11 protein-coding genes are annotated in these 12,434 nt (G+C 56.1%); 6 read left to right on the top strand and 5 right to left on the bottom strand.

Annotated elements, in window-relative coordinates; genetic code table 11:
• The first annotated feature begins 73 nt into the window (after nucleotides 1-73).
• Both SH678x_RS20605 and SH678x_RS20610 read left to right on the top strand, forming a co-directional pair.
• Nucleotides 74-1,339, top strand: coding sequence for a peptidylprolyl isomerase (locus SH678x_RS20605; RefSeq protein ID WP_496920343.1), 1,266 nt, complete (start codon nucleotides 74-76; stop codon nucleotides 1,337-1,339).
• Nucleotides 1,340-1,566: 227 nt separating this feature from the next.
• Entirely contained in the window at nucleotides 1,567-2,853 is a 1,287-nt protein-coding gene (locus tag SH678x_RS20610; protein ID WP_496920344.1) for a citrate synthase, read from the top strand.
• A gap of 98 nt (nucleotides 2,854-2,951) precedes the next feature.
• Here SH678x_RS20610 and SH678x_RS20615 read toward each other — a convergent pair whose 3' ends face one another.
• Nucleotides 2,952-4,019, bottom strand: coding sequence for a DUF1570 domain-containing protein (locus SH678x_RS20615; protein ID WP_496920345.1), 1,068 nt, complete (start codon nucleotides 4,017-4,019; stop codon nucleotides 2,952-2,954).
• A gap of 102 nt (nucleotides 4,020-4,121) precedes the next feature.
• Here SH678x_RS20615 and SH678x_RS20620 point away from each other — a divergent pair, with 102 nt between their 5' ends.
• Complete coding sequence (locus tag SH678x_RS20620) at nucleotides 4,122-5,219, top strand: hypothetical protein (protein ID WP_496920346.1); 1,098 nt, start codon at nucleotides 4,122-4,124, stop codon at nucleotides 5,217-5,219.
• A 53-nt stretch (nucleotides 5,220-5,272) separates the two neighbouring features.
• Here the strand turns inward: SH678x_RS20620 and SH678x_RS20625 are convergent, their stop codons facing one another.
• From SH678x_RS20625 to fae, 3 genes are all read right to left on the bottom strand, one after another.
• Nucleotides 5,273-5,839 (bottom strand): hypothetical protein, encoded by a 567-nt coding sequence (locus tag SH678x_RS20625; protein WP_496920347.1) that lies wholly within the window; start codon nucleotides 5,837-5,839, stop codon nucleotides 5,273-5,275.
• 79 nt (nucleotides 5,840-5,918) lie between these two features.
• Nucleotides 5,919-6,788, bottom strand: a complete 870-nt coding sequence (locus SH678x_RS20630) for an NAD(P)-dependent methylenetetrahydromethanopterin dehydrogenase (protein WP_496920348.1) — start codon at nucleotides 6,786-6,788, stop codon at nucleotides 5,919-5,921.
• 5 nt (nucleotides 6,789-6,793) lie between these two features.
• Complete coding sequence (gene fae, locus SH678x_RS20635; RefSeq protein ID WP_496920349.1) at nucleotides 6,794-7,291, bottom strand: formaldehyde-activating enzyme; 498 nt, start codon at nucleotides 7,289-7,291, stop codon at nucleotides 6,794-6,796.
• A 353-nt stretch (nucleotides 7,292-7,644) separates the two neighbouring features.
• Between fae and SH678x_RS20640 the strand changes: the two genes are divergently transcribed.
• Both SH678x_RS20640 and SH678x_RS20645 read left to right on the top strand, forming a co-directional pair.
• Nucleotides 7,645-8,799, top strand: coding sequence for a DUF1559 family PulG-like putative transporter (locus SH678x_RS20640; protein ID WP_496920350.1), 1,155 nt, complete (start codon nucleotides 7,645-7,647; stop codon nucleotides 8,797-8,799).
• 261 nt (nucleotides 8,800-9,060) lie between these two features.
• Nucleotides 9,061-10,215: a glycosyltransferase family 4 protein gene (locus SH678x_RS20645; protein ID WP_496920351.1), complete on the top strand. Its 1,155-nt coding sequence runs from the start codon at nucleotides 9,061-9,063 to the stop codon at nucleotides 10,213-10,215.
• Between the two features lie 45 nt (nucleotides 10,216-10,260).
• Here the strand turns inward: SH678x_RS20645 and SH678x_RS20650 are convergent, their stop codons facing one another.
• Nucleotides 10,261-11,286 (bottom strand): TIGR03009 domain-containing protein, encoded by a 1,026-nt coding sequence (locus SH678x_RS20650; RefSeq protein ID WP_496920352.1) that lies wholly within the window; start codon nucleotides 11,284-11,286, stop codon nucleotides 10,261-10,263.
• A 239-nt stretch (nucleotides 11,287-11,525) separates the two neighbouring features.
• On the opposite strand from SH678x_RS20650, the gene SH678x_RS20655 reads away from it, so the two are divergent.
• A complete protein-coding gene (locus SH678x_RS20655; RefSeq protein WP_496920353.1) occupies nucleotides 11,526-12,398 on the top strand; it encodes a hypothetical protein in 873 nt (290 codons plus the stop codon).
• Nucleotides 12,399-12,434 lie beyond the last annotated feature (36 nt).

A 12,434-nucleotide genomic window follows, 5' to 3' on the forward strand; every position in this document is an offset into this window, starting at 1 on the left:
CTATAGGCAGAGTCCCGCTAGTCAAATCGTTCGCGCTGAAGCTTATCGAATACAGGTTTTTCCGAGGGGATCCGTGCACTTGTTATCTCTGCGATTGATAACAACGATCGTTTGCGTGCCATCGGCGCTGTTGAGCGCCGGTCTGGGCCTTGCGCAAACGGACGCGCCTTTTGCCCCACCGCCTCCCTCAGCGGTACGTGGCGTCCAGAACATCGACACAAATTCGTCGCCGGCGGCTGTGGTCCCTCCGCCTTCGGTGCAAGCCGCCGAACCGGTCATCGATTATTCGGTCACACCTACGCCGACTTCGGCCACGGCCAAGCCGCTTGAAGGGGGCGAAATCGTCGCCAAGATCGACGGTGAAATCGTGCTCGCTAGCGACGTCCTCTGGCAAGTCAACTTGCTGCTCGAAGCCAACCGCGATCGCATTCCTCCCGATCAAGTCGAAGATGCCAAACGTGCGCTGCTCCGACAACAAGTCATGGGACTGATCGACACCAAAGTTTTGTATGCCGACTTCCGCCGGAAAATACCCGCCGAGAATTTGCCCAAGATCGAACAGAACCTCAGCGAACCCTTTGAACAGTCGGAAGTCCCCCGCCTGTGCGAATCCTTGAAACTCAAAGACCGCGCCGAGTTGGATGAATTCTTGCGCGCTCGGGGAACATCGATCCCCGACGTTAAACGTCAGTTCTGCGAGCGCACAATCGCCGGGGAATGGCTCCGCCAAATGGCTCCTAGTCAGAAAGCGATCACCCACGACGACTTGTTGGCTTACTACCAAAAGCATGAAGCGGAATTCGACTTTCCTGCCCAGGCAAGATGGGAAGAATTGTCGATTCAATTCGCACGCGTGAACGGGGATCGAGCCGCCGCGTGGAAAACCATCGCCGAGATGGGAAATGAAGTTTGGCAACACGTCACCGCAAATCCTGATTTGCGCGGGCCCGTGTTCGGCGACATCGCCAAAGCCAAATCGCACGGCATCACCGCCGCCTCGGGCGGGACTCACGAATGGACCACGCGCGGGGCGTTGCGCAGTGCGAAGATCGATGAAGCGATCTTTTCCCTCGAAGTTGGCCAAATGAGCGACGTCATCGAAAGCGAAATCGGCTTTCACATCATCCGTGTCCTCGAACGCAAAGAAGCAGGGCGCACCCCTTTCACGGAAGCCCAGGCCGACATTCGCAAGATTATTGAAGGTGAAAACAAAAAATCGCAGGTCACGGTCGAGCTCGACAATCTCCGCGACAACAGCCGCATCTGGACCGTCTTCGATGGTGAATTTCGTGGTTCAGAATTGAAGCAGCGAGCCATGCGAGAAAATCAGGTTCGTTAAGAACGGACACCTTGCATCAGAAATTCTGATTTCAAATCTCTTCTAAATTGCACCAATTGATCGTTCGCCGGGGCACCGGTACACTCACATTGGCGGCATAAAGTGGTTGCCACAAATGGTAGCCGTAACACGGTTCTCTCCGTGGCCCGAGCGATCTCCGGTCTGAGGACGCTCTGTATTTCGTGATCAAGCCGACCATAAGCACAACAGTGAAAAGGGATTCCGCGATGTCCGAAGTCGCAAAACTGATTCTTGGTGATGCCGAAGTCGAGCTGCCAATCGTTGAAGGTACCGAGCTAGAGCGGGCCGTCGATATTACCAAGCTCCGCGGCGCCACGGGTTACATCACGCTCGACGACGGCTACATGAACACCGGGTCGACGAAAAGTTCGATCACCTACCTCGACGGCGAGCAGGGGATTTTGCGCTATCGCGGCTATCCCATCGAGCAACTGGCGCAAAACTGCGATTTCATCGAAGTTGCTTACCTGCTGATTAACGGTGAACTCCCCACCGAAGAGCAATTGCATAAGTTTCGGATGAAGCTTCGTCGCCACACGATGCTGCACGAAGACATGCGGATGTTTTACGACGGCTTCCCCCGCGATGCCCATCCCATGGCGATCCTCAGTTCCGTCGTGGGCGCGCTCTCGACCTTCTACCAAGATTCGCTTGACCCGCATGACAAAGGCCAGGTCGAAGAATCGGTCATGCGGCTGCTAGCCAAGCTCCCCACGATCGCCGCGTTCGCTTACAAAAAGTCCATCGGCCAACCGTTCGTCTATCCCAAGAACGATCTTACTTACTGCGAAAACTTCTTGCGGATGATGTTCTCGGTTCCGTCCGAGCCTTACGAAGCCGACCCCGATTTCGTCGAAGCGCTGAATCTGCTACTGATCGTTCACGCCGACCACGAACAGAATTGCAGCACGTCGACCGTGCGGATGGTGGGTTCCTCGAACGCCAATCTATTTGCTTCGATCTCCGCGGGCATCAGTGCCCTGTGGGGACCGCTGCACGGCGGTGCCAACGAAGCCTGCGTGGCCATGCTTGAGCAGATTCGCAAAGACGGCGGCAACGTCAAGAAATACGTCGACCTCGCCAAAGACAAGTCCAGCAGCTTCCGGCTGATGGGCTTCGGCCATCGCGTTTACAAAAACTTCGACCCCCGCGCCACGATCATCCAGGCCATGTGCGAGCGACTGCTCAACAAGCGCAGCATCGACGATCCGATTTTCGATATCGCGCGGCAGTTGCAAGAAGTCGCGCTCAATGATGAATACTTCATCGAACGCAAACTGTATCCCAACGTCGATTTCTACTCGGGCGTGATCTATCGCGCGATCGGCATCCCCGTCCCGATGTTCACGGTCCTCTTCGCCATCGGCCGCCTCCCCGGCTGGATCGCTCACTGGAGCGAAATGCACGAGAACCCGAACAAAAAGATCTGCCGGCCACGCCAAGTCTACACGGGCCCCACGATCCGCGATTTCGTGCCGCGGGATCAAAGATAAGAATTTGAAACGCAAAGATCGCCGAGTACGCGAAGTCCGCAAAGGTTTACATGTCTTTGCTTTGCGTTTCTCCGCTCCTCCGCGAACTTTGCGTTTAACTATTTCAAATCCTCGACAAATCGCAACATCTCGGCATTGAGCTGCTTCACGTCGCTACCGAAATACCGCGTGAAATCAGCCACGCGCTGCTTGGCCGTGTATTTGCTGAACGGTTTGCGCGCTCCCACTCGTTCCAGATAGTCGCAATACTCTTGCGGCCGGGTTTCGCACAAGAAAAAGGAAAGCATCCAAGCCTCGGCATACGCCCGCGCGGTATCGCTCTGAAACATCTTGTCCGACGCGACAATCTGGCCGATGGCATTCGGCGAGCGATCCTTCAGAAAATAGCGAAAGTCATTGAGTCGCCCCTGATTGATGCGGTCTTTGCGAGTGTGCGTCGAACGCGCGTCCCACAGTCCCGGTGCTTCGAACATCGTGGCGAGTCCCTCGCCCAACCACCGTGGCTGCTCAGCGAATCGTTGATGCACGCCCACATTGAACGCGGTTTGATGCGTCGCTTCGTGGACAATCGTATCGTCACTAGCCTCCCAATCTTTGCCTTCCTCGCGACCTTCGTCATACAGATAGACGCGGTTCGTGCCCGTCGAATAATGTCCCAAGGTGTTGGGCTGCATCGGCGTGCCGCTCGCCTCTGCGTAGCGATAGTAATCCCCCTGATTGCGAAACACGACAGCGACCAGCGGCACGCGCGGTTCATCCAAATTGAAGCCCCGCACCGACATGTAATGCGTGAACGAACGGTACAAAGCTTCCAGCCGATCCGCCCAAACGCTCCAGGCCCCTTTGGGATGCACCACCACAAAATGCTGGGTGTGGCTGATGTCGTACTCTTTGCCAAATTCCTCCCGCAGTCGGTCGCGCATCTCCATGATCGAATAGCCGCGGAATTGGCTGGCGGTCTTTTTCGATTTCTGCGCACTCTTGGGCGGGAATTCGTAAAGCTGTCCGTCCCGACCCATCAGGACCATTTGCTCGTCATTCCAGGCGAGCGGCTGGCCTTCGAGCGATTCGCCCCCCACGTGCGTGAGCATCATAAAGGGAGCCGGACCCTGAGCCTTGGCCTGCACGGCCAGACAACACACAAGCAGAATCAATGGATAGCGCATGAGAATTCGCTGATGGCGGTGAAGAGATTGTTACTCAAAAAGCTTAGCCTATAAATGCCGAACATCACTCGCTACAGTCGCGCGAAACAGTACAATTGGCACATGAACTCTCATTTTCAATTCAGCCTTGTCTTAGTGCTTTCACAGCTCCTGCCCATCGGCCACGCCGCCGAGCCGACCCCCGAGGAAATCCTACAACCGACGCGGCTGTCGCTCATCACGGCGGGTTCGGATCTCAAGAGCGTGTTCGCCGACGTTGAAAAGCAAACGGGCAACAAACTCGTCGACGAAACAGCCCGTTTCCGCGATTCCGGAGAGCCACTTTCTTGGAATTTCAGCCTCAGCGACCGCGAGTTCTGGCCGCTGATGGATAAATTTTTCGATGCCGCGCTGCTAGAGCCGCTCAACGACTCATCCGCCGACGGCTTACCCGTTGGTCGACGCTACGAAGGCATGGCCCCGCGCTTCGGCGATGCCATCTACGTGGGTCCGTTCCGGTTGGAAGTCACACAGGTCAGTTCGCATCTCGACAAGCGCGTCATCGGCGATCATCGCGCCACGGTGGAACTCGAAATCGCTTGGGAACCGCGGCTGCATCCGCTCATGTTTTCGCAAGCGATCGGCGATCTGAAGTTGATGGCCGACGAAAAAACGCCGATCTCCGTGCCGGAAAGCCATGGCGAATTAAGCGTTGAAGTCCCTACGGAGAGTCATGCCGTCAAGCTACAGATTCCGTTGCAACTCCAAGGCCAACAAGTCGGCGCGATCAGTTCCCTCAAAGGCCGCATCAAAACCTTGGTGGCGACCAACACGCCCGAGTTTCGTTTCGACAAACTGGACAAAGCCAAAAACGTCACACAGACCGAAGGCGGAGTGACGGTCGTGCTCGAGCAAGTCCGCGAGAATCAAGGGCTTTGCGAATTGCACATGCGCGTGGAATTCGACGAAAAATTGCCCGCACAAGTCACCCAAGGGAGTTGGAATTTTCAGAACCCCACGTATCTGGAAAATGCGGCTGGTGAAAAGCTCGAACATGCGGGCTTTGAATCGACGATGCAAACCACGCGCAAGTTGGGGCTCGCTTACTACTTCGATGTCCCCGCGAAGAAACTCGCTGAATACACGTGGGTCTACAGCACACCCGCCGCGATTGTAGAAGTGTCAATTGAGTTTGAGCTTAAGAATGTGGCGCTGCCCTAGCCGCCAGCGCAAGCTGGTGATCGGCACGCATACCCACCAGCTTGCGCTGGCGGCTACTCATTTTTCTTCAAGAAGAGTCCACCCAGTTCGACGACTTCTTTTCCGTCGGTGCGCAGTTCGTCGAGCCAACCTTTGAGCGCGAGCGGATCCGTCGGATCGAGCACAAGCATCTGCTCGACGACCTCGATCGCCAGCGGTGTGAGCTGCAAACCATGCAGACACCACACCAATCCGCGCCCACAATCGAAGAACACACGATTGGCCGGATGCATCGCCGCGACCGGCTTGGGCTCGCCCGCGCGACGCCACGCCTGGAGACCCAATTGATAACCCGCGCCAAAATGCCCGCGCCCCAGCGGAATGTCGTCGTTGATTTCCACAGCGATTTTGCCCAGCAGAAAATGCGCGGCCAACATTTCGCCACAAAGTTCCAACAGCCACCGCAATTCGTCGACGGCGATTTCCGTTTCCCCCGCCGCGATCATGTCGCGAACTTCTTCCAGGTCTTCCGCACATTCAAGCACTTCACGGGGATGAGAGAAGACCCAGGCATTGCCGCTCCGCGCACGCTCAAGCGACAGAGAATTTTTATTCGAGCGACGCTTAGAAAATTTAGCCACGGCACAAACCAAGAACTATTTCGCCGCGGTGCTGGCACCGCGCTCAATTCGCCACGACTGGCGGGCTCAATAGTCTCACTTATTTTGCGTCGGCCAGCAACTTGCCGAGATTATAAATCTCGTCGGCATCGAACACGCGCTGGTTGGAATCGAAAAGCTGACGGATCGCGGCTTTGTGAATCTTCATCTTGAGGCCACCTACACCCAGCGCGCCATAACAAAGCTGCTTCCCTTGCTTGGTGGCTTTATCCGTCGGCTCGATGCCCCCAATTCCCACGGGTGGAACGGCGTTGAGATCAATCGCCACTTGCAACGAAGTCGACGCTAAGCGAGTGGCTTTGTCCAAAAGTTCCACACCGGCCGCGCCAGCGGAAATCACCAGTTGTACCCCGTCTAGGAGCGATGCCATGTCATGATCGGTCGTGGAATGCGAAGTCAGCCGCGCGCTCGGCACGGCCACGCCAATTCGATGACAAACGGCCTCGGCGTGAGTTCTTTTACGCGAAGCAACACGAACATCAACACCCTCTCGGGCCAACATCCGCACCACCCGCTGCCCGACCGGCCCCGTCGCTCCCAATACGAGGGCATTGGTTTCTGGGCCCAACGGCAAATGCCGGCTGGCACACACAACTGCCGCCGCGGCCGTTGTGTTCGCCCCGTTCGAGTCGAGCATCACCGAGACACGGACTGGTCCGAAAAACGATTCGCGCACGGCTTGTAAAATCTGCTCACCAGCGACGACGTCGGAACCACTAATAAACACGGCCGAGTTTTTCAGTTCGTCACCGCCACGGGTGAACATCGCTCCATGAACCAAATTGCGCACCGCGGCGGGAGTCACCCCACCGTGGCGCAACAAATGATCCACGCCCGCATCGATTGCGACAATGCTGTCGAACGCACTCGGCTGCGGATCGCTGTCTAAAAAGAGCAGTATCTTTTTCATGGCCTTTAGAAGCCGCGGAACGGATGAGCCGCCTTGTCCTTGCCGGCGATCATTTCCTCGGCCGAGGGCTTGCCTTCCATCGCGTTCTTGATGGCCATCTTGGTGGCTTCGTAGTTGTATTCGTATATCTTCTTGTCATCAGCCGCTTCGGGGTGAATGAACACGCCGCACACGCAAACAAGATTCTCGGCATCGCCCTTCTTGATCACGCCGTCGGCGACCGAGTCGGCAACGGCTTTGGCAACCGCGGCTTGAGCGGGGCCAAACATTTGCACCGCTTGGCGCATCCCCTTGATCGTCACCTTGGTGATCATCACCGTGGCGGGCTTCACAGCCAGATTCGGCGTCAACACGGCGAGCAAGTTGGTGTGGCCTTCGCTTTGGCGGGCGAGGGCGTTGGCAAATGCCACCCCCACGGGGCCGTCCTTGCTGCCAATCAACAGATCAATGTGGGCGATTTCGTTGCCGTCGCCAGTGAGTGCTTCTCCGATGAACATCGACATAAGTGCTTTCTCCTGCCAGGGATATCTAAAAGGTTTGTGTTGTTATACCGCCTCGGTGTACGGTCAGGCCCTCTAACATATCAGCGGCCTTAGCCCGCCGACAACCGCCTCTGTCTGCATCGCTTAGACAAGAGAACGCAAAGGTCGACGAGAGAATGCAAAGGTCGATTTCTGCTAAAATGGGAGGGTTGTCCGCGAAAATAAGAGTTTTCTGGACAAACGGCTAGAAAACTGCGAGAATTCAAGTTGCTAGTCGGCTTTTCGGACCAGAGAATTATTGATTATCCGATAGTTGTTAATGCTCGGCGTTTTCTATGCGCTGATCATCCTTCCAGGAATTGGAGATATTTGAGATGAGGCACTCACTTAATCGTCACTCTCTTTCTCTTTCGGCGAATCAGCGCCGGCGTTGGGCATTTACTCTGGTCGAGTTGTTGGTGGTGATTGCCATCATCGGCACGCTCGTTGGGTTGCTACTACCCGCCGTACAAGCGGCTCGCGAAGCGGCTCGTAACAACACCTGCAAGAACAACCTCAAGCAACTGGGCCTAGCAATTCAGACACGTGAGACATCGCAAAATACTCTACCGGGATATATCAACGAGCTAGGTATCACGAAAAGTGATTTCATTTCCCGGGCCAGCTGGGTCGTCACTTTGTTTCCCTATATGGAACAAAATCAGCTTTTTGAAAGATTCAATAATGGCTTGCAGAATGGTGGTGTGATTAATTTAGACGTACTCAATGAATTACCGCAGATAGAAATACTGGTCTGCCCGAGCAATCCGCCCGCTGTCGATCGTGCTCCGAACTTGTCTTATGTAGGTAATTCTGGTTTCCGTAATGCCTGGAATCGCGGAGAGAACGCAGACAAGCGATACTCTTGGGAGAATCCAGCCGATGGCGTGTTCCTTGATCGCACTCGTGCTTTGCCTTTGCCTACAGGTGTTCCATGGAGAGCTAACACACAAGACATTCGCGACGATGAAGAAGCGCCACTCCTATCTATGACTCTTGCTTACATCTCCAGCAAGGGCGACGGCACCAGCAAAACGCTGATGTTTTCCGAGAGTTTGGCAGCATTTTATTACTCTTACACCAATGACAATAACGACTACACCAACACTGCCGATGCGAACTTTCACTTTGGCTTCACATGGGTCGAGCCGAATGCCGTCGCCACTGATCCAAAACTTCGCATCAATGGTACTAAGGCGGTAGCCGCGTACTCATCATTTGGAGGTTCATCGAGCGTTCTGGGTGACACCATGAATAGCTTGGTCCCTTATACTCCTCCGACTGTCGAAGAGCCTGAACAGCCTCGCCCTGGTATCGCTTCGAGCTTTCATCCGGGCGGTGTCAACGCCACGTTTGTTGGCTCTCAAGTCAGCTTTGTCTCCGACCAAGTTGACCCCTTTGTGTTTGCTCAGTTAATGACATCCAATCGCAAGCAATCAGGTCTGGTTGACGATGCCATCTCGAACGAACCTGCTGACGGTTCTTACTGATCAACACTGAGTCTTGAATTCTTTCAAAAACCGGGATGCGTTTGACGCGTCCCGGTTTTTTTATGCGCTGGCTGCAGGACATCCCCAACAACAACGTATCGGTGGCTTCCAGCCGGGCAAATCGAGACTTGCGCGACGGGCCGGTGACAAAAAGAGGGACTTTTCGCGCGAAAGTTGGGACCCCAGGCGACGTGCCAAAAGTGACAAAACCTGGCCTGCGTTCATACGCGAGAACAGGTTTTTGTGACCTAAACTTGCGGTATGACCGCTACACTCCTAACGCACGAATCGACAACTCCGCAGAGAATCGCCACCCGCCGGGTGCTGCACGTCATCAACGGCGAGCATTACTCGGGGGCGGAACGGGTGCAGGACCTGTTGGCCCAGGAACTGCCCCACTGTGGCTTCGAAGTCGGCTTTGCCTGTGTGAAGCCCGGGCGATTTCCTGAAGCACGGCACTACAAACAGGCGCCGCTCTACCGCACGCCGATGCGGGGGCGATTCGATCTGCGTTGTGGCAGAGAACTCGCCAAGTTGATCCGCCGCGAAGACTTTGACCTCGTGCATGCCCATACGCCACGCTCGCTCTTGGCCGGCATGGTCGCGGCTCGTGAGGCAGGGGTGTCGCTCGTGTATCATGTCCACAGCCCGACGGGCAAAGACTCGACACGTCGCATCCAGAACTTTGTTAATGACCGTATGGAGCGCTGGCTCCTACGACACGCGACGAAGCTGATCGCCGTTTCGCCCAGCCTAGCCGAACTGATGGTTCGCCAAGGATTTGCTCCTGAGAAGGTCGTCTACGTTCCCAACGGCGTGCCCAGCGTGACGCCCATCACCCGGCTGCGTCCTCACAGAACATGGACGCTCTGCATGGCGGCCTTATTCCGGCCACGCAAGGGGATCGAAGTTCTGCTGGAAGCGCTGGCGATCCTCAGAACCCAGGGGCGAGACGTGCAGCTATTGGCCGTGGGGCCTTTTGAAACGTCCGGCTACGAGGAGGAAGTGCTTTCGCTGGTATCAAAGCTGGACCTGACCGACGCCATCGAGTGGACCGGCTTCGTGAGCGACGTACCCGCCGAGCTTCGCCACGCCGATCTGTTCGTGCTCCCCAGCCTGTTTGGCGAAGGGTTGCCGATGGTCGTATTAGAAGCGATGGCCGCGAGCTTGCCGGTGATCGCCAGCAATGTGGAAGGGATACCAGCTGCGATTCGCGACGGACTCGACGGCTTGCTCGTTCAGCCGAATGATCCGGAGCAGCTCGCGGCAGCAATTGGCAAAATCATCGCGACAGATAGCCGCTATGACTACCCAGCGATGTGCGAGAATGCCCGCGAACAACACGCGGCCAAGTTTTCAGCGGAAGCCATGGCGCAAGGCGTAGCGCAAGTTTACCGCGATGTGCTCGATAGTTAACCGGCATCGTCGCGATGCCGATCTCTCGCAATAACGCTGCCAAGTTTACTTCAACTGTGTCGTCGCCGGTTGCGTCGCCTGCGGAGCGGATGGCATTTCTTCCACCACGCGCGTCCACCCCAGTGGCGTGCGTGGCGAACTAAACAGCGAGCCGAACAACGCATCGAGCGTCCCATTCACGGTCGGTTGCTCGAACATGTACACCGACCGGTTCCGGCCGTTGGGCATGTGCATCTGAATCGCCGAGGGCATCATCGTCTTGCGATTGAGCATGATGTCGACGTGGTGATAGTTTGCGGCGTCGGCCTGCAAACGTGGGTAGGCTTCGAGCCAGATTGTCCCTTCGTCGGACTTGAGGCTGCGAATCCAATAGCGCTGCTTCAACTTGTCGGCTTCGGCACCAAACAGAAAGGGTAGGGGACCATCGACGATCGATTGTCCCCGCATTTCCTCGGGCAACGGTTGGACGACAAGCTGCTTCTTGTCGTGCTTATATTCGAAGATCGCCTTGCCGTCGCAAACCCAGTGCTCACCGACTTCTTGCTTCTGAGCTTCATAAACTCCCGGCGAGGTTTCGTCCTTCTTCACATAGCGTTCGATTTCGCTGATCTTGAAGCTTCCTTTGTCAGGCTTCGAGTAGGAAAGCTGACCCTGGCTCTTGATTGCCGGATCGTTCGCGGGTCCAAACACGGGATCGTATTCCCAGCGATTGAACTTGCAGTCGAACGTCTTCACGTCCTTGGATTTGTTTTCCCACATTTGCAGGATCTGATCGACGAACTGCTGCTCGACGTCGCTCAATTTGAAGGGAGGTCCAAGCGCGGCTGGCTGAGCGGGTGGGGTGGGAGTCGTCCCTTCCGCCGGCGGTTGGGCCGGCACGGAAGCCACTTGGGCAAGCGGCGCACCCATCGTTTGAGCCTGCGAAATATTGGGCGTTTGCGCGACGGCAGTCGCAACAGGCTGCTGAGCCGTGGGAGTGGTCAGCTGGGTGGGATATTGTGTTTGAGCAATCGCCGTTACGGAAAACGAGGCGGCTAACAGTGACGCAAAAATATGCTGCTTGAGATGCATGGGTGTAGTCTCTCAAAAGGCGTGTTGGTCGAGACACGCTTAGACAGGTTCGAACACGAAATCCGCCGACGTTTGCCGTCGGCAGCGGGGCGGGGAGGATAGCAACCGGCACGATTCGCCACTAGGGCGATCCGAGAAATATCCATAACGTATTTTCGGCGGCACCCAAGCCCGCCTTGACTTCGTGCCAGCAATGCGCGCAGTATGCCGGAAGTATCAATTGCACTCAGGAATTTGTGATGGAAATCCGCTGGAAAGCCAGTTTCTCGGCCAGTTGTCTCCATTCTGTGTGCTGCCTGTACAAGGGTTGGCCGGCCGTCGACACGCAGTTAGGAGATTTGATCTTCGAACCGGCCGAACAGCTTGTCGCGGCCATCAGTGAGAATCATTTGCCAGTCGCAGAAACCCTCACCGAATTGGCGATCCTCGCGAGCGACTATGAAAACAATCGCCAGTTGGTCGAAGTCACTCTCAAGCGTTTGCGCGGAAACCCTTCCGAATCCACAGTGAGCCAAGTCGCAGCGGCGATCAGCGGGCTTGAATCAAGAGTTCTCACGAGCCGAGCGGAACTGGTTGAGGAACTGGCCCTACGAGGCAGACCGCTGCAACAACAATGGCAAGCTCGCGGGCCCGGATTGCTGCACCAAGTGCGAAGGCTCACCGAGGAAAACCTCGTGGCCTCATCCGCAGAAGTGACATTGGTTACGCCGTGGGTGGGAGGATACGGCTATGGCCATCTCAAATCAAATCGCGTGCTGCTGGAGGCCATGCTCGCCGATCCGCATGATGACTTGCCCGAAACTTTGCGGCTCGGTTGGTTGCTAGCACAGCTCAACGCCGATTTACCCATATATAGTGAACCGATCCCGGCGGATCGCCTTTCGCTACTTGCTCAACTGGCGACACTTCCTGTTATTCTGACCGCCGCGGAAGGCGTGGAGTGGGGCACGTGCAATCTTGCCACGATCGAACGGGCGCTCACATGCTGGCAAATCGTGCCCCAGGCTACACCACAGCTTGGCGAGCAACTCTGGCGATGGTGGCAAACCTACCGAGAGGGAACCGCCCCGTGGCTGGTGGCATGGCGTGGTTTGGAAGCGCTGTTGGGATGAAATCGCGAAAATGCTACCGTTTGGCAAACGATTTCC

It is taken from the genome of Bythopirellula superficialaquae (assembly GCF_059632245.1).

Coding starts and splice junctions, on each gene's coding strand:
- SH678x_RS20610 (WP_496920344.1), top strand. CDS start 1,567: ATGTCCGAAGTCGCAAAACTGATTCTTGGTGATGCCGAAGTCGAGCTG.
- SH678x_RS20615 (WP_496920345.1), bottom strand. CDS start 4,019: ATGCGCTATCCATTGATTCTGCTTGTGTGTTGTCTGGCCGTGCAGGCC.
- SH678x_RS20620 (WP_496920346.1), top strand. CDS start 4,122: ATGAACTCTCATTTTCAATTCAGCCTTGTCTTAGTGCTTTCACAGCTC.
- SH678x_RS20630 (WP_496920348.1), bottom strand. CDS start 6,788: ATGAAAAAGATACTGCTCTTTTTAGACAGCGATCCGCAGCCGAGTGCG.
- fae (WP_496920349.1), bottom strand. CDS start 7,291: ATGTCGATGTTCATCGGAGAAGCACTCACTGGCGACGGCAACGAAATC.
- SH678x_RS20640 (WP_496920350.1), top strand. CDS start 7,645: ATGAGGCACTCACTTAATCGTCACTCTCTTTCTCTTTCGGCGAATCAG.
- SH678x_RS20645 (WP_496920351.1), top strand. CDS start 9,061: ATGACCGCTACACTCCTAACGCACGAATCGACAACTCCGCAGAGAATC.
- SH678x_RS20650 (WP_496920352.1), bottom strand. CDS start 11,286: ATGCATCTCAAGCAGCATATTTTTGCGTCACTGTTAGCCGCCTCGTTT.
- SH678x_RS20655 (WP_496920353.1), top strand. CDS start 11,526: ATGGAAATCCGCTGGAAAGCCAGTTTCTCGGCCAGTTGTCTCCATTCT.